Genomic DNA, 18,937 nt, shown 5'->3' on the forward strand with positions numbered 1-18,937 from the left:
TACTCCCATCTGAAATTCCTAGGTGCTAGCACTACCTGCCGGTTCACGGCAGCCTCATTGTCGACCCGAGTTCCGCGAAGCCATGCTGGCAGACGACGCAGCAATCTTCTATGGCAGGAGTCCTCAATGAGTTCCGCAGTTCGCGACGACCTCGTGCTCTCGCACGCCGTCATCACCGCCGACGTCACGGCGCGGTTCGATGACGTCGACATCGCGGAGTGGTTGAAAACGCTTCCGACACACGAGTACCAGCGCTGCGCACCGGGTGATCACAAGGCCGCCGGCTACACCGTGGATGACGACGGGACGCCGATGTCCATCAACATCGAGATGATCGGCACGGGTCTCGTGGTGCAGCAGTACCGCTTCGACGTGGCACAGCCGCACTACTGCAGAATGGTGTCACTGTCGGACATTCTCACCCCATCGGGATGGACGACCACGCAGGTCATCTGGGAACTGCGCATGGAGCAACTCGACGGCGACCGCTGCCGCTACACCAACACGGTGACCTCCCACCCCACCGAGGGCTTCTTGCAGTTCATCGCCGAACAGGGCCAGACATTCGCCGAGGCCGCACATGCCCGCCAGGATGCTTCCGGACGGCACTGCCGGATCGAGACTCCCCGGTACGCGGAGAGCATCGCACGCTGGGCGGCGGCACGCTCAGCTCTGACCGCGTAGCTCCTCCACATCCGAGAACGGAGATGCGATGACCTCAGCAGTGTTGTTCGACCATCCCGGCCCTCCGGGCGTTCTGCGTTGGCGCTCAGTGACTCCGATACATCCTCGTCCGCATGAGGTGGTGATCGACGTGGCTGCGGCCGGAGTCAACAACGCCGACCTCCTGCAGCGCCGAGGTCAGTACCCCGTGCCGTCGTGGGCGCCGCGTCCGTTGGGGTTGGAATGCGCCGGAACGATCACCGAGGTCGGGGCCAACGTCACGGCCTGGTCACCAGGCGACAAGGTGTGCGCACTGCTGGACGGCGGCGGCTACGCCGACGAAGTGGCGGTTCCGGCTACGCAGGTGATGCGAATTCCGGCCGGACTCAGCGCGGTCGAGGCGGCCGCCGTTCCCGAGGTTGCGGCCACCGTCTACTCCAACCTCGCCATGGTCGCCGAGCTGAGGCACGGTCAGACCGTACTGATCCACGGCGCCGGCGGCGGCATTGGCACCTTCGCGATCCAATGGGCGACCGCGATCGGCGCACGGGTCATCACCACCGCAGGCAGCACGACCAAGACGCAGGCGGGCCTCGAGATGGGGGCATGCGTTGCGATCAACTATCGGACTGAGGATTTTGTCGCCGCGACGCTGGCTGCGACCGAAGGCGTTGGGGTTGATGCGATCCTGGATGTTGTCGGTTCGGAATATCTCGGACGCAACGTCGAGTGCCTCGCGCCCGACGGACACCTGGTGGTCATCGGCGGCAATACGGCACCGGCGCCGCTCGACCTCGGATTGCTGATGTTCAAACGCGGGACCGTCAGCGCGACGATGCTTCGCGCTCGCCCGCCACATCAGAAGGCAGAAATCATCGCGGGTGTGACGCGGGACGTTCTGCCTCTCTTCGAAACCGGCGCTGTCAGCGTGGTGGTCGACACAGTCCTGCCTATCGCGGAAGCCGCGCGCGCCCACGAGCTGTTGGAATCCAAGCGCACCGTCGGCAAGGTGATTCTCGACAACCGCGGCAGCTAGCCGCCGCCGCTGTAGGCGTCTCAGCCATCGCGCGTTTCGAGGTGGGCGTGATGAGCTGGTCGCCCGACCGGGATCGTCGTGAGGACGCCTGCGAAGTACGCGGATCGATCGTGGGATTCTCCAGCGGGTTGGCGATCGCCCGCACGTCGTAACCCCGCTGTTGAAGCGCAGAGAAACACGTTCCAGCTGGAGGCGTCCGCCCGTGCGCGGTGCACCAGTACGACCGTGGTTCGTACTTCATCGGGGAGTTCGGCTGACGCCGGCTAGCCGCAATCGACCGAGCCGTCAGACATTCACGGCGACGTGAATCCCGCTAGACGACCGTCCGTGTCGCCGGCGACACCCTGCGGCAACCACCAGGGCGCTGACCCGCCCGGTTGAACAAGTGGCGCTCATGAAGTGGCACCCGGCTACATGAGTGTCCCTCACTTCTATCGCAACGACCGGCCGGATGTGGTGACTTCGGGGGGCTCGTGGTGCGACAGCGGACCGACTTCGATCCGCAGACGGCAGCGCAGGGGCCGTCGTCAGGCGGTCGCGGGAGCGCCGTACTACGACGACGCACGGCCAGACGCCCGGAACCGCTTGTCATTGTTGTGACTGCCATGGAGGTGTACTCAAAGAGTGCAGTGTTCGTTCGGGAAGTTCAGCAGGCACGTCGCCAGTGCCTTCACGCCACCGCCAATCGTTGGCGATGCGCGCGCCACTACTCGTTAGATGCCAACAGCTGCGCCAGGTGTTGCGCATCGGCACCGCCCAGGAGCCGGTCAGTCGCCAGCATCCGGTACCAGATCACCCCGAATACGATGTCGCCGATCAGCTCACCGTGCACCTCCGGAGGCAGATCACCGCGGGTTTCGGCGCGGCTCACGATCTGAGCCAGCGCAGCACGGCGCCGCTCCAAAAACTCTTCTCGAAATCGTCGCAACAGGTCAGGATTCTGCTGAGCCTCCGCCATCAAGCTACGCAATGCGCTTCGAACTCCCTGCGGGCGAAGAACTTTGAAGGTCTGATTGAGGAAGCGTCGCAGGTCCTGCCCATACGAGCCGTGATCCGAGGTTGATATCCGCGCCTCCGCTTGCTCAGCCAGCGACTCGAGAAGGATGTCTCCCTTGGTCGGCCACCACCGATAAATGGTCTGCTTGCTGACTCCCGCTCGGGCCGCGATGCCCTCGATCGTGAAGTCCTGCCCCTCCTCCGCCACGAGATCGAAGGCCGCCGTCAGAATTGCGCGCCTGCTCTCCTCGCTCCGTTGCCTTCCGCGTCGCCGGGGCGCTCCATCACTCACCCTCGAAGCCTACGGCTAAACGGTGCGCGGCGTCTCGAAAAAGAGTACGGTTATTTGCGAGACGCAACGCACCGAAATTGGGAGGTATCGTGAGTGACACTGCGCTGGATGGAAACGTTGTACTCATCAGCGGTGCATCGAGCGGAATCGGCACCGCCGCGGCGCTGCGGCTCGCCGCAGCGGGGGCCAAGGTCGCGCTCGCCGCGCGCCGGGCCGACAAGCTCCAGGAACTGGCGGAACACATTCGCTCCCTAGGTCATCAGGCTCTCGCCATCGCTGCTGACCTCACGGATGCCGGCAACGGACAAATGGCAGTGGACCGAACCGTCGGGGAATTCGGCCGTCTCGACACCCTGGTCAACGCGGCAGGCGTGATGCTGAACGGCGCCTCCGAAGAGTCGCCGCTCGAGGAGTGGGACCGAATGGTCGACATCAACCTCCGCGGCCTGATGTATGTGACCAAGGCGGCGTTACCGCATCTGCTCGTCGCCGCACAGGACAGCCCACGCTCCGTGGCGGACGTGGTGAACATCTCGTCCGTCGCCGGACGCGTCGCGGCACCGACGGTGGCGATCTACAACGCCACAAAATTCGCCGTGACCGGCGCGACGGAAGCGTGGAGGCAGGAATTCACCAAACGCAACGTCCGCTTCTCGGTGATCGAGCCTGGGCGCACCCAGACCGAACTGTTCGACCAGAAGGCCAATTCCGCCGCCGATTTCGATGCGGCGTTCGGCCAGGTGGAGCAGTTGCACGCTGAGGACATTGCTGAAGCGATCGCGTACATCGTTCTTCAACCCCGCCGCGTCGCGGTGAACGAGATCGTCATCCGACCGACAGATCAGCCGTAGCCGGACCAGCGCACACCACGGATGTGTCTAGGAGATGACTATGAAACTGGCAGGAACGGTTGCCCTCGTCACCGGCGCCAGCAGCGGTATCGGCGCCGCCACCGCCCGCCGCCTCGCTGAGCACGGCGCCGCCGTCGCACTCATCGCCCGGCGCAAGGACCGTCTCGTCACACTGGCCGCAGAGATCGGACACAACGGCAGCGCAGCGATGGCCGTGGAAGCAGACATCAGCGACCGCTCACAGGCTGCGACAGCGGTCGAGCATGCGGTCCAGCGATTCGGCCGGTTGGACATCGTCGTCAACAACGCGGGGCTCATGCTGCTGGGACCGGTCGCCGATGCGGACGCCCGGGAATGGGATCGCATGATCGCCGTCAACGTCACCGGCCTGCTCAATACGACCCACGCCGCACTGCCGCATCTACTGGCCGCCGCAGACGACGGACCGCGGGGAGTCGCGGACATCGTCAACGTCAGCTCGGTCGCGGGCCGCAGTGCCAGCGATGGGTTCGGCGTGTACAACCTCACAAAGTTCGGGGTGAACGGCTTCACCGAATCCCTACGGCAGGAGGTCGCCCGGCGCCACGTGCGGGTGGGCGTCATCGAGCCCGGCGCAGTGAACACCGAGCTCGGGTCGCACAACAGCCGCGAGATCCAGTCGCGGATCATCGACCCGTTCAACGCAGACCTCGAGACCTTGGCGCCCGACGACATCGCAGAGGGCATCGGCTACATGGTCACTCGTCCCCGCCACGCCGCTATCGGCGAGCTGTGGATCATGCCGACCGAACAACTCGCTTAGCCTCGTAGCGTGCGTGTCGCACCGTGCACCTCCATCATGTACGTGCATGGCCTTTTTCGGTCCCGCTGCTACTCCCACCTGACCTCGTCGGGCGTCTTGTCCGGCCGCAGGCCGCGCCAGGACGGTTGGCGCAGCCGGCCGTCGGACGTCCGCTCGCTGTACCGCACCTCCCCCACCAGCGTCGGCTCGACGAACGTCACGCCCTTGGCGTCCTGCGTCGGAAGTCGTGCCGCAAAGGGTGATTCGTCGGTTTCCAGCGGCGCCAGCGTCTTCTTGAGCTTCGCCAGTTCCTTCTCGGTGAATCCGGTGCCGACCCGTCCGACGAACTGCAGCGCGCCGTCGGCGTCGGGGATACCCAGCATCAGGGCGCCGATCCCGCTGGTGCGTCCGCCGGTGCCCTCGCGCCAGCCGCCGAGCACCACCTCTTGGGTGCACCAGATCTTGTCCTTGATCCACGACGACGACCGCCTGCCCGCCTGGTACGTCGAGTCCAGCTTCTTGGCGACCACACCCTCCCACCGCTGCTTGCGCGCGTACTCCAGCGCCTCCGGGCCGTCACCGGGCAACCGGTCGGGCACGATCAGGCCGGTGCCCTCGGCCACCGCCTCGAGGATCTTGCGCCGGTCGGAGTACTTGGCGCGCAACAACGATCGCCCGTCGAGTGCCAGGATGTCGAACGCCCAGAACTCGACGCGGGTGGAACGCGCCCGATTCTGCATCTCGCCGAAGCTGGGCACCCCGGACTCGTCGAGGGCGACCGCCTCCCCGTCGAGGACGACGTGATGGTCGGCGAGGTCGGCGCCGAGCGCGGCCAGCTGCGGATACTCGCGGGTGACGTCGCGGCCCCGGCGTGACCGCAGGGTCAGCGTTCCGCGGTCGGCGTCCACCAGCAGGCGGTAGCCGTCCCACTTCCCCTCGAACGCCCACTGATTCGCCTTGAATTTGTCCACCGACCCTTCGGTGGCCAGCATCGGCGCCAGATCGCCCGGGGTGGGCTGCTGCTGCTCCTTCATCCGGTGCGCAAGCCAGTTCTTGCCGTCGGTCTGGATGAGCGCGTAGCGGCCGCTGACCTTCTCGCCCTTGAGGGTGACGATCACCTCGCCGCCCTTGGCAGGCCCGTCCGGGGCGTGGTCGTTGAACTTCTCGGTCTCGTAGGTGCCGGTGTCCCAGACGTAGACCTCGCCGCCGCCGTACTCCCCCTTCGGGATCTCGCCGGCGAAGGTGAGGTACTCCATCGGATGGTCCTCGGTGTGCACGGCGAGGTGGTTGACGCTCGGGGTCTCCGGCAGGTTCTTCGGCACCGCCCAGCTGACGAGGACGCCGTCGCGTTCCAGGCGGAAGTCGTAGTGCAGCCGGCGGGCGTGGTGCTCCTGGATCACGAACTTGTCGTTGTTGCCGACCGCGGGCGCCTTGGCGGGCACGGGTTCCGGCGTCCTGCCGGGATCGCGCATGCTGCGGTAGGTGGTCAGCCGGTCGGCCAGCGGCACCTTCTCGTCGAGTTCGGCGAGCAGGTCGCCGTCGCGTTCCACCCGCTCGAGCACCTCGTCGAACCGCAGGTGCCGCAGGTCGGGATCGGCGATCTCGTCCCATGTGCGCGGGGCCGCCACCGTGGGCTCCTCGCGGCCGCGCAGTGAGTACGGTGCGATCGTCGTCTTCGCGGCGCTGTTCTGGCTCCAGTCGACGAACACCTTGCCGGTGCGCAGGCTCTTGGTCATCGTCGCGGTGACCTGCTTGGGCATCGTCTTCTCGAGCTGCTGGGCAACGCGGCGCGCCAGTACCGACGCGCCCCGTGAGCTGATCGGCTCCTCGAGCGGCACGTAGAGGTGCAGGCCCTTGCTGCCGCTGGTGAGCGGGTAAGTGGTCAGCCCGATGTCGGTGATCAGGTCGCGCACCTCGTGGGCGACCTGGCACAGCTGCCGGAACGTCACCTCCTCGCCGGGGTCGAGGTCGAACACGATGCGGGTGGCCGGGCCGACCTTGCCGTCGACGAACCGCCACTGCGGCACGTGCACCTCCAGCGACGCCTGCTGGGCGAGCCACGCCAGCCCTTCGCGGGTGTCGATCACCGGATAGGTCGTCGTCCCGGACTTGTGCGTGACGCTCTCGCGGTGCAGCCACTCCGGGGCCGACGACGCGAGCTGCTTCTCGAAGAACTCGAGCTCGCCGACGCCGTTCGGCCACCGCTTGCGGGTGACCGCGCGGCCGGCGATGTGCGGGACCATGGCGTCGGCGATCGCCACGTAGTAGTCGAAGACCTCACCCTTGGTCGTCCCGGTTGCCGGGTACAGCACCTTGTCCGGGTTGGTCAGCCGCACCCGCCCGAGTTGATCCACCACACGACGGTATTACCCGTTGTAGCGTCGTACCAGTGAAGATCCTGTGCGCGGCGTGCATCCTCGCCGTCGGCGCCATGATCGCCGCGCCGCAGGCCGCCGCCGATCCCCGCGACTGGGTGCCCTACTGCTCGGGCGATCAGACGCCGATGGACGACAACTGCAGGGCGATGGCCCACCAGCACTTCACCCACGACGCGCCGGGCGCCAACCCGCAGGTGCCCGTCGGGCTCGACCCCGGCAACGAACCCGCCGTCTGAGGCTTCTTTCCGCGAGTTCTACACCAGGGCTGTGATCGTCGCGCTTCAGCGACCCTGGTGTAGAAATCGTCGTCAACAGTCGGCCATTCATCCACAGCCCGCGTCGTGAGTCGACGCTGAGCCGTCTCTTGCGTCGGCGTCACTGCTGAGCATCGATCCATGGACCAACCCCTGATCGGTCGCGAAGCACTCGACAGCGGCGCCCTCACCCGCGGCCGCCTGCGATGGAACTATCGGGCGCCCTCACCCGCGGGTGTATGTGGCCAAGGGCGCCGAACCGACGTTGTGGAGCAATACCGTGGCCGCCTGGCTCTGGACCGAAAGGCGGGGCGTCATCGCCGGGCGAGCTGCGGCCACACTGCACGGCGCACGATGGGTCGACGCATCAACGCCCATCGAGGTCATCGCTGCGCACGGGCGGCCCCGTCCCGGTGTGATCGTCCGCGAAGAACGGCTCGGCGCCGACGAAGTCGCTCGAGTCGGCGAACTTCCCGTCACGACGCCGGCACGCACGGCGTTCGACCTCGCGCGGCACCTTCCCCGAGACCGCGCCGTGCAGCACCTCGACGCGCTTGCCGCGGCCACCGGCGTCACGGCCGCGGATGCCCTGGTGCTCGCCGAGCGGTACCGCGGCGCACGCGGCACACGGCGCGCCCGCGTCGCTTTGCATCTCATGGACGGCGGCGCCCAGTCACCGCGGGAGACCTGGTTGCGGCTACTGCTGGTCGACGCCGGATTGCCTGCGCCGCGCACGCAGATCCGCGTCGCCGAAGCCCACCGAGAAGCCTTCATCGACATGGGCTACGACGAACCGATGGTCGGCCTCGACTACGAGGGCGCCCACCACGCAACCATTCGCGGTCAGTACGTCTACGACATCGGCCGAGCTGAGTTCATCGAGCGTCAGGGCTGGATCGACCTGCGAGTGGTGGCCGAACACAGTCGGCAGTTCATCCTCCATCGGGTGCACGAGGCGTTCGGCCGTCGCGGCTGGATCCCTCCGCCCAGTTCTACGCCACGGTCGTGATGAGGCCTTGCGGACAGCCCTGGTGTAGAACTCGGCGACCCCCCGTTACTCGTCGTCGGCGCTCAACACCGCGAACGGCGCCGTCGGGACCTCGGCGACGGCCAGCTTCGCCGCCGAGTCGACCGGGATGACGTCGCCCGCCAGCGCCGCGAGCGCCTTATTGGTGCCGACGTCGCGGCCGGCCTTCTCGCTGAGCAGCCACCGGACCTCGAGCATGTCGCAGTACGCCTGGATCTGCGTGCCGGCGCCGTGGACGGCCTGATGAGCGAGGTGGCCGTAGGGCGTCAGCACCTCCATCACCCACAGCCGCGCGGCCGTCGACTCGTCGACGTCGTGGCCGGCCTCGCGGCACAGCTGCGCCTGGTAGGCGTACAGGTCGCCGAGCAGGATCGCGGCCTGCCCCTCTCCGGCGTCGATGCCGGTGAGATCCCGCAGACGCTGCGCGTGGTAGCGCCGGTCGCCGACAACGACGTGCACACGTAACCGGCTCGGGTCGGCGCTGTCGGGTTGCAGTGACAGTTCGTCGACGGCGAAGCCGAGGTCGTTGAGCCGGCGGATGGTGCCCTCGACGCGGTAGCGGTCGGTGAAGCCGAACACCGGCTCGGCGTGCAGCACGTCCCACAGGTCCCGGTAACGCCTCTCGACCTGCTTGGCCTCGTCGATCAGCTTGTCCTGCAACGCTTCCGAGGCACCGATGCGCTCGGCCACGTCGATCATGCCGCCCGCCACGTTCTGCACCATGATGTCCAGATCCTGTCGGCGTTGCCCGCGGCTCAGCGACGGGTGCACCTCGGAGGTCTCGGCGTCGACGAGGTGTGCGGCCAGGAGTTGACCGTCGCGGGAGAACAATGTGTTCGCCAGCGAGCAGTCACCCCAGAAGACGCCGTGGCGGTGCAGTTCCACCAGCAGGCCGGCCATCGCGTCCAGCAGCCGCGCCCGGTGCTTGGGCTCGTCCGGCGGCAACCGCATGAACAGCCGCCGGTACTGCCACGACCCCTCGAGGTAGCGGGTCACCAGGATCGCCGTGTCGAACTCCGGCTGCACCACCACGCCGGCCGGACGCACCGCAGGCAGCGCCATCTCCTCGAGCCGGCGCAGCACGTCGAACTCCTTGACCGCGATCCGCGCGGGCATGTCCTTGACCGCCCACAGCGCGCCGTCGGCCTCGACGAACTTCACCAGGTGCCGGCTCGGGCCGACCGCGATGTCGCGCAGCGCGACGTCGGGAGCCTTCCAGTGCACCAACGGCAGGTCCCACGGTAAGGCGAGCAGACCCGCCGTGGGGGCCCGCAGCCGCAGTTCCGGCGGGCGCATGATGTCAGTTCAGACGTTCGCCGGTCTCCGGATGGAACAGGTGCACATTGCCTTCCGGCTTCATCCGCAATTCGATGGTGTCGGCCAGCTTGATCGGCTTGCGGGACAGCGACCGCGCCACCAACTCCACGTCGGGATGTGCGTGGGTGTACAGGTAGGTCTCGCTGCCGAGGTCCTCGACGAGATCGATGACAACGTCGATACCGCCGCCCGGTGACACCTCGAGATCCTCGGGGCGGATGCCGAGCGTGACCTTCTCGACGCCCGCCTCGTGCAGCTTGGTCAGATGCTCGCGCTCGAGCGGCAGCGTGGAGTCCTCGCTGATCCGTACACCGTCGGCGACGACAGGTGCCGTCACCAGGTTCATCGCGGGCGAGCCGATGAAGCCGGCGACGAACGCGTTGGCCGGCCGGTCGTAGAGCTCATTGGGCGAGGCGAACTGCTGCAGCTTGCCGAAGCGCAGCACGGCCACCCGGTCGCCCATCGTCATCGCCTCCACCTGGTCGTGGGTCACGTAGACGGTGGTGGTCCCCAGACGCCGCTGCAGCGCGGCGATCTGGGTGCGGGTCTGCACGCGCAGCTTCGCGTCCAGGTTGGACAGCGGCTCGTCCATGCAGAACACCTGCGGCTCGCGCACGATGGCGCGGCCCATCGCGACGCGTTGCCGCTGACCGCCGGACAGCTTGGCGGGCTTGCGATCCAGGTGTTCGGTGAGGTCCAGGATCTTGGCGGCGTCCTCGACCTTCTTGCGCCGCTCGTCAGCGGAGACACCCCGCAGCTTGAGTGCGAAGCCCATGTTCTCGGCCACGGTCTTGTTGGGGTACAGCGCGTAGTTCTGGAACACCATCGCGATGTCGCGATCCTTCGACGGCACGCCCGTCATGTCCTTGCCGCCGATCTCGATGGCGCCTTCGTCGATGTCCTCGAGTCCGGCGAGCATGCGCAGTGCGGTGCTCTTGCCCGAACCGGACGGTCCGACCAGGACGACGAATTCGCCGTCCTGGATGTCGAGGTTGAGGTTGTCGACCGCGAGCTTGTCGGAGCCTTCATAGATGCAGGAGGCGTTCCTGTAGGTGATCGATGCCATTGTTCTTCTCCCGGTTCGTTTTCTGACGTTTACTTGATCGCGCCGAACGAGAGTCCGCGCACCAGCTTGTTCTGGGCGAACCACCCGCAGAGGATCACGGGGAGCGCCGCCATGGTCGCGGCCGCCGACAACACGGCCCAGTACTGTCCCTCACCGGCGATGAAGCCGACGAGGTACACCGGCATCGTCTGTGCGTTCACCGCGGTCAGGTTCACCGCGAGGAAGAATTCGTTCCAGGCGAAGATCACGCAGATGAGCGCCGTCGCCGCGATGCCGGGCGAGACCAACGGAAGGATCACCTCTCGCACCGATCGCCACAGGCTCGCGCCGTCCAGGCTGGCGGCCTCGAGGAGTTCGCCCGGCACCTCGAGGAAGAACGACCGCATCATCCACACGGCGATCGGCAGATTCATCGACGTGTACAGGATCACCAGGGCCCAGATGTTGTCCAGCAGGCCGATGTTGGACACGATCACGTACAGCGGCAGTATCGCCGCGACGACGGGCAGCATCTTCGTGCTCATGAAGAAGAACAGCGCATCGGAGGTCTTGCGGACCGGCCGCAGCGACAGGGCGAACGCCGCGGGCACGCCGAGCAGCAGCACCAGGATCGTCGACATCGCGGTGGCGAACACCGAGTTCAGCATGGCGGGCCCGATGCCCTGATTGAAGACGGCAGCGTACTGATCCAGCGTCGGGACGAAGAACAGCTTCGGTGGATTGGTCGCCGCATCACTCTCGGCCTTGAACGAGGTGAGCACCATCCAGAACACCGGGAAGAAGAAGCCGAGTCCGACCAGCCACGCCACGATGCCCCACGGGCTGAACTTCTTGGACTTCTTCTTGCGGACCGGAGCGCCATCTCTGGTCGCCGTGGCCTTTTCGGCAGTGGTAGTAGTCATAGCTAGGCCGCCTCTTCCTTGCCGGAGAATGATTTGAAGATCAACCGCAGCGCGAAGCTGGCGATGATCATCGTGAAGATGACGACCACCACGCCCATGGCCGCCGCCTGCCCCATGTCGAAGCCCAGGAACGCGCGCTGATAGATGTAGAACGGCAGGTTGGCACTGGCGACACCCGGCCCACCCTGCGTCATCATGAAGATCGCGTCGAAAGTGTTGACCAGGTAGACCGCGCCGAGCACGACGCCGAGTTCGATGAAGCGCCGAAGGTGCGGCAGCGTCAACTCCCGGAAGAGCTGGATCGCCGTCGCCCCGTCGACCCGCCCTGCCTCGAGCTGGTCGCGAGGCATGGACGTCAGGCCGGCCAGGATCAGCAGCATCATGAACGGCGTCCACTGCCAGATCAACTCGACCATCACCATGGCCAACGGGAACTGACCGATCCAGTCGACCGGACCGATTCCCACCAGCGACAGCGCCCAGTTGAGGATGCCGTTGTTGGGGTCGAGGATCGTCGTCTTCCAGACCAGCGCACCCGCGACGGGTGTGATGAGGAACGGGGTGATCAACAGCGTGCGGACCACGCCGCGGCCGAGGAACGCGCGATCGAGCAGCAGCGCGATTCCCAATCCGAGCGCCGCCGAGATCAGCACCACCCCGACGATCAGGATGACGGTATTGCCCGCCACCGACCAGAACTGGCTGTCCTGAACGACCGCGAGGTAGTTGTTGAACCCGACGAACTGCCGCGATCCGGGCCGCACCAGGTTCCACGACAGCGTGGAGTAGTAGAGCGTGAACAGGAACGGCACCTGCGTCACCGCGATCATGAAGATCAGAGCGGGCAGCAGCGGACCTCGCCGTCGCCATCCCTCGGCGCGACTCACGCCGACGTCCTGGGCCTCCTTGATCTTTCGAACCCGTTCGGCGACGGCTTTCTCGTCGGCCGCGGCCGTGGACTCGGAGGTTACCGAAGTTGTAGTCATCACTTCTCCTGGTAGCTCTTGCCGACGACCTCGGCATACAACTGTGCTTGCTCCAACGCGTCGTCGACGGACTTCTGCCCGGCGATCGCCGCACTGATCTGCTGGCTCACCCGCGTCCCCAGGTCCTGGAACTCGGGGATCCCGACGAACTGGATGCCGGTGTACGGCACCGGCTGCACGGTCGGCTGGTTCGGGGTGGCGCTCTCGATCGACTTCAGTGTCAACGGACCGTAGGACTTCGAGATCGCCTCGTACTCCGGCAGTTCGGTGTAGGTGGAGGTGCGGCTACCCGGTGGCACCCGAGCCCAGCCCAGCTTCTCGCCGACCAGCTTCATGTAGTCCTTGCTGGTCATCCACGAGATGAACTTCCACGCACCGTCGGGATTCTTGGCCGCCTTCGGGATGCCTAGCGCCCAGGTGTACAGCCAACCGGAGTTGGGCTTCTCGACGATCGGCGCAGGCAGGTAGCCGATCTTGCCGACCAGGTCCGGATAGGTCTGCGGATCCTCGAGCACCGACACCGCCGACGTCGCGTCGTACCACATCGCCGTCTGACCCTGGCCGAAGAGGTTGGCACATTCCTGGAATCCGGTTGAGGAAGCGCCCAATTCGCCGGATTCCTTGATCGTGTTGACGTAGAAGTTGACGGCCTCTTTCACCTCGGGGCTGTTGAGCTGGGCGTTCCACTGTTCGTCGAACCAGCGGCCGCCGAAGGTGTTGATCACCGTGTCCAGAGGTGCGAGCACCTCACCCCAACCCGGCTTGCCGCGCAGACAGATCCCGGCCCGGTCGTCGGTCTTGAGGGTTTTCGCCCAGGCTGCGACCTCCTGCCAGGTGGGCTGGTAGTTCGGATTCTGGTCGACCTTGATGCCGGCCTGCTCGAAGAGATCCTTGCGGTACATCAGGAACGACGATTCGCCGTAGAAGGGAACCGAGTACATGTTGCCCTCGTAGGACAGCGACTCCCGCAGCGACGGGATGAAGTCCTCCTCGTCGTACCCTGGCGTGTTCTTCGCGTAGTCCGAGAGGTTGAGCAACCAGCCGTCCCTTGCCCACTGCGGGGTTTCGAAGTTGCTGATCATCGCGACGTCGAACTGACTCCCGCCCATGGCCGTCGACATGGTGATCTTCGCCCGGGCCTGGTTCTCCGAGAGCGAGATGAATTTCAGCTTGACGCCGGGATTCTCCTTCTCGAACTCGGTCGACAGCTCCTGGGCGTCGGCCATCTGCGAGTTGGACACCAGGGCGATCGTCACCTCGTTGTCCGATGCGCCCAGGCTGCCCGCACCCGCGCAACCGGCGGTGAACGTCAGCCCCACCGCGGCGGCGCACGCCGAGAACCGGTGTAGAACTCTCCGTCGAGTCTTCACACTGACCTACCTTTCACTGCCCGGTCACCGGGCGAGTAGCCAACGGGCACAATCGATGTCACACACGAGTAATTTGGCGAGACCACCCCGAAGGGCGGCCAGCGTGGCCTGGTGCTTGCCTGCGCCACTGGAGATCAGCAGGGTCTTCTTGCACGCCCGCACATCCTCCAGCGGTACGGACACTGCCCGGGCCTGCAGTTCGCTGTCGACGGGCCGACCGTCGGCGTCGAAGAACCGTCCGCCGATCTCACCGACGGCGCCCATCGATATCAGCTCGTCGAGCATCCGGGTGTCCAGGAAGCTGCCCTCGAACAGCGTGGTCGAGGTGGAAACGGCACCCACGCCGAACAACATCGCGTCGGCGCGCCTGCCGGCTTCCAGCGTGCGCGAGATCATCGAGTCACTGCGCATGGACGCCACCGTCGACGGGTCGGCGTACAGCGGGGCGGGTAGCCGGATGGTGTTGGCGCGCAGCGTGTCCGCGCAGCGGCTGAGGATGAGCTCGACACCGGTCTGGTAGGCGGCGCTCGACATCGAGCCGTCGAGCTGGACCACGGCACGGCAGGTCGCCATACCGGCGGTCAACGCCGTCGCCACCGCCACCTGCTCGGGCCCCCAGGTGAAGCCGAGCACGTCGTTGGGGGTGAGGCGGCGCATCAGCAGCGCCGCGGCGGCGCGGCCGACACTGGCGTAGGCGGGCGGCCGGCCGGGCGCACCGATGTCCACACCGTGCCCGGCGACCACCACCTCGGTGAGGCCGAACCGCTGCTCGAGTTCGCGCTCCTCCTCGGCGTGCAGGTCGTCGCTGAGGTCGGCAGGCACCACCACCTCGATGCGGACCAGGCCGCGGGCCTTCGCGCGGGCCACCAGCCGGCCGGCCGTCGGGCGTGAGACGCCGAGGCGTGCGGCGATCTCGGCCTGGGTGAGGCCGTCGAGGTAGTAGAGCGTCGCGGCGCGAAGAGCCAACCGAAGATCCTCGGGCTGGACGCGATGCGCCGTCGCGGCACGATCCGGCGTCGACACCGTCATTCCTCCACCCCGCTCTCGAGTCTCAACCATGAGCATTTGCTCAGGGGTGCGTGTAGATGCTCATCACGTTAACATGATGGGTGTGACGCAGACAACACTTTCTCCGGACCAGCGGATGCGGGCCGCTGTACTGGTCGAACCCGGGACCATCGCGATGCAGGAGCGGCCGGTGCCCACACCGCAGGCCGGTGACGTGCTGGTCCGGGTCGCATCGGTCGGGGTCTGCGGTTCGGACACGCACTACTACCGGCACGGGCGGGTCGGTTCGTTCGTCGTCGAATCGCCGCTGGTGCTGGGCCACGAGGCGTCGGGCACGATCGTCGGCGTAGGCGACGGGGTGGACCCGGCGCGGATCGGTCAGCGCGTGTCGATCGAGCCGCAGCGGCCCGACCCCGACACCGTGGAGACCCGCAGCGGCCACTACAACCTGTGTCCGCACATGCAGTTCTATGCGACGCCGCCCATCGACGGCGCGTTCTGCGACTACGTCACCATCGGCGCCGCCTTCGCGCACGCGGTGCCCGACACCGTGTCCGACGACGCCGCGGCGTTGTGCGAGCCGCTGTCGGTCGGCATCGCCGCGGTGCGCAAGGCCGAGGTGACCGGTGGTTCCCGGGTGCTCATCGCCGGCGCGGGCCCGATCGGCGTCGTCATCTCCCAGATCTGCAGTGCCTACGGCGCCACCGAGATCGTGGTGAGCGATCCCGACGAGGCACGGCGGCGGCAGGTGCTGGGCTTCGGCGCGACCGCGGCGCTCGACCCGACGGCCGGACCGATCGGCGACCTCGGTGTCGACGCGTTCATCGACGCCTCCGGCGCGCCGTCGGCGGTGACCGCCGGTATCCGTGCGGTGCGGCCGGCAGGCACCGTCGTGCTCGTCGGATCCGGTGCGGAGACGATGGAGCTGCCGACCCAGGTGATCCAGAACCGCGAGCTGATGCTGACCGGGGTGTTCCGCTACGCGAACACCTGGCCGACCGCGATCGCGCTGATCGAGTCCAAGCGCGTCGACCTCGATGCGATGGTGACCGCCCGCTTCCCGCTGGAACGGGCCGCTGAGGCACTGGACGCCGACCGCACGCCGGGTAGCGTCAAGGCAGTGGTGACCGTGTCATGAAGCTCAACGCGTCGACGCTGGCGCAGCTCGAGATTCCCAAGCCCGAGTACGACCGCGCGGCAACGACTGTCGGCATCGTGCACTTCGGCGTCGGCGGATTTCACCGGGCCCACCAGGCGATGTACGTCGACCGCCTGCTCGGCGAGGGCGCCGCCTCCGACTGGGCGATCTGCGGAGTCGGCATCCTGCCCGGGGATCGCAAGATGGCCGACGTGATGGCCGCCCAGGACGGCCTCTACACGCTGCTGCTCGAGAAGCCCGACGGCACCCGCGAAGCCCGGGTGATCGGCTCGATCGTCGACTACCGCTTCGCGCCCGACGACCCGGAGGGCGTCGTCGAACTGCTCGCCGCGCCCACCACCCGCATCATCTCGCTGACCATCACCGAGGGCGGCTACCACCTCGACTCGCTGCCCGAGGTCAACGTGTTCGGCCTCGTCGCCGAAGCGCTGGCGCGGCGACGCGACCGGGGCGTGGCGTCGCCGACCATCGTGTCGTGCGACAACATCGAGGGCAACGGCGACGTCGCCCGCGCGGCGTTCACCGCGTACGCCGACCGCGTGCATCCCGGGCTGTCCGAGTGGATCACCGAACACACCCGATTCCCCAACTCGATGGTCGACCGCATCACCCCCGTCACCACACCGGAGGTGATCGCCACCGTTGCAGACGAATTCGGCGTCGACGACGAATGGCCGGTGGTCGCCGAGCCGTTCACCTCCTGGGTGCTGGAGGACTCGTTCTCCGACGGCAGGCCGCCGTTCGAGGACGCCGGCGTCCTGCTGGTCGACGACGTGACGCCCTACGAACTGATGAAGCTGCGGCTGCTCAACGCCGGCCACCAGGCGCTGTGCTACTTCGCCTACCTGTCCGGCTACCGGCTGGTGCACGACGCCGCGGGCGACCCGCTGATCGCCGAGTTCCTGCGTCAGTACATGGATTCCGAGGGCACCCCGACGCTGAAGCCGGTGCCGGGGATCGACCTGCCCGACTACAAACGGACCCTGATCGAACGCTTCGCCAACCCCGGCGTGCGCGACACCGTCGCCCGGCTGTGCTTCGGGTCGTCGGACCGCATCCCGCAGTGGTTGCTGCCGGTGATCCGGGAGAACCTGAAAAGCGGTGCGCCGGTCCGACTCTCCGCGGCGGTGGTGGCGAGCTGGGCCCGCTACGCCGAGGGCGTCGACGAACAGGGCGAACCGATCGACGTCCAGGATCAGCGCGCCGAGACGCTGATACCGCTGGCCAAGGCGCAGTACGACAACCCGCTGGCGTTCCTCGAATACACCGACCTGTTCGGTGACCTCGCCGAGCAGTCACGCTTCGCCGAGGCCTACACGTGGGCGCTCGAGTCGCTGCACCGCGACGGGGCGCGGGCCACGCTGGAGAGGCTGGTGAGCCCGTCATGACCGAACGCGCGCTGGTGATCGGTGAGGCGCTGATCGACATCGTCGAACGCGACGGCGCCATCGAGGGCGAACACGTCGGCGGCAGCCCCCTCAACGTGGCCGTCGGCCTGGCCCTGCTGGGCCGCGACGTCGACTTCCTCACCCACATCGCCGATGACGACCGCGGCCGCCTCATCGTCGAGCACGTCCAACGCTCGGGAGTGTCCATGGTCGCGGGGAGCATGACCGCGTCGCACACCCCGACCGCGCTGGCCACCCTCGACGCCGACGGCCAGGCGAAGTACGAGTTCGACATCGACTGGCAGCTGTCGGGCACACCGGAGGTGGCGCCGCCGCTCGTCGCGCACACCGGGTCGATCGCCACGGTGCTCGAACCGGGGTGCCGCGCCGCCGTGGCGCTGCTGGACGCCTACCACCTCTCGGCGACGCTCACCTTCGACCCGAACGTGCGGCCCTCGTTGATCGACGACGACGCGACCGCCCGGACTCGCATCGAGCGACTGGTGGAGCGCTGCGACGTCGTCAAGGTCAGCGACGAGGATCTGCAGTGGCTCGAGCCGGATCGCACGCCCAAACAGATCGCCCGGACCTGGCTGGGCCTCGGCCCGTCGGTGGTGGCGGTGACGATGGGTGGCCGCGGCGCCTTCGCGATGTGCGAGGCGGGTACGGCGCGCGTGGCCGCGCGGCCGGTGCAGGTGATCGACACCGTGGGCGCCGGCGATGCATTCATGGCCGGCATGATCGACGCGCTCTGGACGCAGGACCTGCTCGGCGCGGACCGGCGTCAGGACTTGCGGCGCATCAGCCTCGACGCGCTGCACACCATGTTGCAGACGGCGGCGCTGTCCTCGGCGTTGACCGTCGCCAAGGCCGGCGCCGACCTACCCGACCGCGCGACCCGCGACGCGGCCCTCAACTCGCCCGGGCAGTGAGCTCCCCGGCGCGGATCTGAGCCGCCAGCCGGTCGACGAGTTCGCCGGCCGCGTCGAACCCGGCGGCGCTCTCGGTGCGGTGGTGCAGCTTCTCCCGATCGACCTGCACCGGCCAGCGCGAGATCCCGATCGATCTCGCGGCGATGGCGATCGGCAGCACGATCAGCTGCACCAGCATGTCGAGCACCGAGACCGTCACCGTCAGCACCACCGCGAGCACGATGAACAGCAGCTTGCCGATACCGATGACCGCCCAGATGATGATCCCCAGCACCCAGAACAGCACCTTGCCCACGGGATTCGCCGGTTCCTTCGACTCCTCGGCCTCTGCCGGGGTTTCGGGCGTCTCGCCCTCTTTCGACTCGGTGTGCCACAGTTCGCGCAGTGCCATCGCGCGCCGCCACGGTAACCACCGTCGTCGCACCGTCCAGGTGACGCCGTCGGGGTCGACGACGTGGGAGCGTCCCGCCACGAACGCACCTTAAGCCAGGCTCATCGCCTTTCCGTGCTGTTTGCCGCCATACTGGCAAC

At 67.1% G+C, this 18,937-nt stretch carries 17 protein-coding genes and 1 pseudogene; 9 read left to right on the forward strand and 9 right to left on the reverse strand.

Annotated features, from left to right (window positions below; genetic code table 11):
- Positions 1 to 126: 126 nt before the first annotated feature.
- A complete protein-coding gene (locus H7I41_RS01290) occupies positions 127 to 684 on the forward strand; it encodes a hypothetical protein (protein WP_264010739.1) in 558 nt (185 codons plus the stop codon).
- A 28-nt stretch (positions 685 to 712) separates the two neighbouring features.
- Positions 713 to 1,699, forward strand: coding sequence for an NAD(P)H-quinone oxidoreductase (locus H7I41_RS01295; RefSeq protein WP_264010740.1), 987 nt, complete (start codon positions 713 to 715; stop codon positions 1,697 to 1,699).
- Between the two features lie 706 nt (positions 1,700 to 2,405).
- On the opposite strand, the gene H7I41_RS01300 is transcribed toward H7I41_RS01295, so the two are convergent.
- On the reverse strand, positions 2,406 to 2,987 hold the full coding sequence (locus H7I41_RS01300) for a TetR/AcrR family transcriptional regulator (RefSeq protein WP_264010741.1): 582 nt from the start codon (positions 2,985 to 2,987) through the stop codon (positions 2,406 to 2,408).
- Positions 2,988 to 3,076: 89 nt separating this feature from the next.
- On the opposite strand from H7I41_RS01300, the gene H7I41_RS01305 reads away from it, so the two are divergent.
- Together H7I41_RS01305 and H7I41_RS01310 are read left to right on the forward strand one after the other, a co-directional pair.
- The gene (locus H7I41_RS01305; RefSeq protein WP_264010742.1) at positions 3,077 to 3,838 is read left to right on the forward strand and encodes an SDR family NAD(P)-dependent oxidoreductase; all 762 of its coding nucleotides are present in this window, start codon (positions 3,077 to 3,079) and stop codon (positions 3,836 to 3,838) included.
- Between the two features lie 34 nt (positions 3,839 to 3,872).
- Positions 3,873 to 4,640 (forward strand): SDR family NAD(P)-dependent oxidoreductase, encoded by a 768-nt coding sequence (locus H7I41_RS01310; protein ID WP_264010743.1) that lies wholly within the window; start codon positions 3,873 to 3,875, stop codon positions 4,638 to 4,640.
- Between the two features lie 68 nt (positions 4,641 to 4,708).
- Here the strand turns inward: H7I41_RS01310 and H7I41_RS01315 are convergent, their stop codons facing one another.
- Positions 4,709 to 6,976, reverse strand: coding sequence for an ATP-dependent DNA ligase (locus H7I41_RS01315; RefSeq protein WP_264010744.1), 2,268 nt, complete (start codon positions 6,974 to 6,976; stop codon positions 4,709 to 4,711).
- 32 nt (positions 6,977 to 7,008) lie between these two features.
- Between H7I41_RS01315 and H7I41_RS01320 the strand changes: the two genes are divergently transcribed.
- Positions 7,009 to 7,233 carry a hypothetical protein gene (locus H7I41_RS01320; RefSeq protein ID WP_264010745.1) on the forward strand — a complete coding sequence of 75 codons (225 nt, stop codon included), beginning with the start codon at positions 7,009 to 7,011 and terminating at the stop codon, positions 7,231 to 7,233.
- Between the two features lie 159 nt (positions 7,234 to 7,392).
- Positions 7,393 to 8,260 (forward strand): annotated as a pseudogene (locus tag H7I41_RS01325) (type IV toxin-antitoxin system AbiEi family antitoxin).
- Positions 8,261 to 8,305: 45 nt separating this feature from the next.
- On the opposite strand, the gene H7I41_RS01330 reads toward H7I41_RS01325, so the two are convergent.
- From H7I41_RS01330 to H7I41_RS01355, 6 genes are read right to left on the reverse strand one after another with little or no spacing between them, the layout of a single operon-like run.
- The gene (locus H7I41_RS01330) at positions 8,306 to 9,574 is read right to left on the reverse strand and encodes a DUF4032 domain-containing protein (RefSeq protein WP_264010746.1); all 1,269 of its coding nucleotides are present in this window, start codon (positions 9,572 to 9,574) and stop codon (positions 8,306 to 8,308) included.
- Between the two features lie 4 nt (positions 9,575 to 9,578).
- Entirely contained in the window at positions 9,579 to 10,661 is a 1,083-nt protein-coding gene (locus H7I41_RS01335; RefSeq protein WP_264010747.1) for an ABC transporter ATP-binding protein, read from the reverse strand.
- Positions 10,662 to 10,690: 29 nt separating this feature from the next.
- A complete protein-coding gene (locus H7I41_RS01340; protein ID WP_264010748.1) occupies positions 10,691 to 11,563 on the reverse strand; it encodes a carbohydrate ABC transporter permease in 873 nt (290 codons plus the stop codon).
- Between the two features lie 2 nt (positions 11,564 to 11,565).
- Complete coding sequence (locus H7I41_RS01345; RefSeq protein WP_264010749.1) at positions 11,566 to 12,549, reverse strand: carbohydrate ABC transporter permease; 984 nt, start codon at positions 12,547 to 12,549, stop codon at positions 11,566 to 11,568.
- Entirely contained in the window at positions 12,549 to 13,919 is a 1,371-nt protein-coding gene (locus H7I41_RS01350) for an ABC transporter substrate-binding protein (protein WP_264010750.1), read from the reverse strand. Before H7I41_RS01350 ends, H7I41_RS01345 begins: the two co-directional genes overlap by 1 nt.
- A gap of 24 nt (positions 13,920 to 13,943) precedes the next feature.
- Positions 13,944 to 14,948, reverse strand: a complete 1,005-nt coding sequence (locus H7I41_RS01355; protein WP_264010751.1) for a sugar-binding transcriptional regulator — start codon at positions 14,946 to 14,948, stop codon at positions 13,944 to 13,946.
- Positions 14,949 to 15,063: 115 nt separating this feature from the next.
- Between H7I41_RS01355 and H7I41_RS01360 the strand changes: the two genes are divergently transcribed.
- The 3 genes from H7I41_RS01360 to H7I41_RS01370 are packed head-to-tail and all read left to right on the forward strand — an operon-like array spanning position 15,064 to position 18,406.
- Positions 15,064 to 16,065, forward strand: coding sequence for an NAD(P)-dependent alcohol dehydrogenase (locus H7I41_RS01360; protein ID WP_264010819.1), 1,002 nt, complete (start codon positions 15,064 to 15,066; stop codon positions 16,063 to 16,065).
- Positions 16,062 to 17,474 carry a mannitol dehydrogenase family protein gene (locus H7I41_RS01365; protein ID WP_264010752.1) on the forward strand — a complete coding sequence of 471 codons (1,413 nt, stop codon included), beginning with the start codon at positions 16,062 to 16,064 and terminating at the stop codon, positions 17,472 to 17,474. The genes H7I41_RS01360 and H7I41_RS01365 overlap by 4 nt, the downstream gene beginning before the upstream one ends.
- Positions 17,471 to 18,406 carry a carbohydrate kinase family protein gene (locus H7I41_RS01370; protein ID WP_264010753.1) on the forward strand — a complete coding sequence of 312 codons (936 nt, stop codon included), beginning with the start codon at positions 17,471 to 17,473 and terminating at the stop codon, positions 18,404 to 18,406. The genes H7I41_RS01365 and H7I41_RS01370 overlap by 4 nt, the downstream gene beginning before the upstream one ends.
- On the opposite strand, the gene H7I41_RS01375 is transcribed toward H7I41_RS01370, so the two are convergent.
- The gene (locus tag H7I41_RS01375) at positions 18,387 to 18,878 is read right to left on the reverse strand and encodes a hypothetical protein (protein ID WP_264010754.1); all 492 of its coding nucleotides are present in this window, start codon (positions 18,876 to 18,878) and stop codon (positions 18,387 to 18,389) included. The genes H7I41_RS01370 and H7I41_RS01375 overlap by 20 nt on opposite strands.
- Between the last annotated feature and the right edge of the window lie 59 nt (positions 18,879 to 18,937).

The organism is [Mycobacterium] manitobense, from assembly GCF_025821665.1.
Classification (GTDB): Bacteria; Actinomycetota; Actinomycetes; order Mycobacteriales; family Mycobacteriaceae; genus Mycobacterium; species Mycobacterium arseniciresistens.

Bases quoted from the DNA above. Each gene is read 5' to 3' on its own strand.
- H7I41_RS01290 (WP_264010739.1), top strand. From the start codon at position 127: ATGAGTTCCGCAGTTCGCGACGACCTCGTGCTCTCGCACGCCGTCATC.
- H7I41_RS01295 (WP_264010740.1), top strand. From the start codon at position 713: ATGACCTCAGCAGTGTTGTTCGACCATCCCGGCCCTCCGGGCGTTCTG.
- H7I41_RS01310 (WP_264010743.1), top strand. From the start codon at position 3,873: ATGACTATGAAACTGGCAGGAACGGTTGCCCTCGTCACCGGCGCCAGC.
- H7I41_RS01330 (WP_264010746.1), bottom strand. From the start codon at position 9,574: ATGCGCCCGCCGGAACTGCGGCTGCGGGCCCCCACGGCGGGTCTGCTC.
- H7I41_RS01335 (WP_264010747.1), bottom strand. From the start codon at position 10,661: ATGGCATCGATCACCTACAGGAACGCCTCCTGCATCTATGAAGGCTCC.
- H7I41_RS01340 (WP_264010748.1), bottom strand. From the start codon at position 11,563: ATGACTACTACCACTGCCGAAAAGGCCACGGCGACCAGAGATGGCGCT.
- H7I41_RS01345 (WP_264010749.1), bottom strand. From the start codon at position 12,549: ATGACTACAACTTCGGTAACCTCCGAGTCCACGGCCGCGGCCGACGAG.
- H7I41_RS01355 (WP_264010751.1), bottom strand. From the start codon at position 14,948: ATGACGGTGTCGACGCCGGATCGTGCCGCGACGGCGCATCGCGTCCAG.
- H7I41_RS01360 (WP_264010819.1), top strand. From the start codon at position 15,064: ATGCGGGCCGCTGTACTGGTCGAACCCGGGACCATCGCGATGCAGGAG.
- H7I41_RS01365 (WP_264010752.1), top strand. From the start codon at position 16,062: ATGAAGCTCAACGCGTCGACGCTGGCGCAGCTCGAGATTCCCAAGCCC.
- H7I41_RS01370 (WP_264010753.1), top strand. From the start codon at position 17,471: ATGACCGAACGCGCGCTGGTGATCGGTGAGGCGCTGATCGACATCGTC.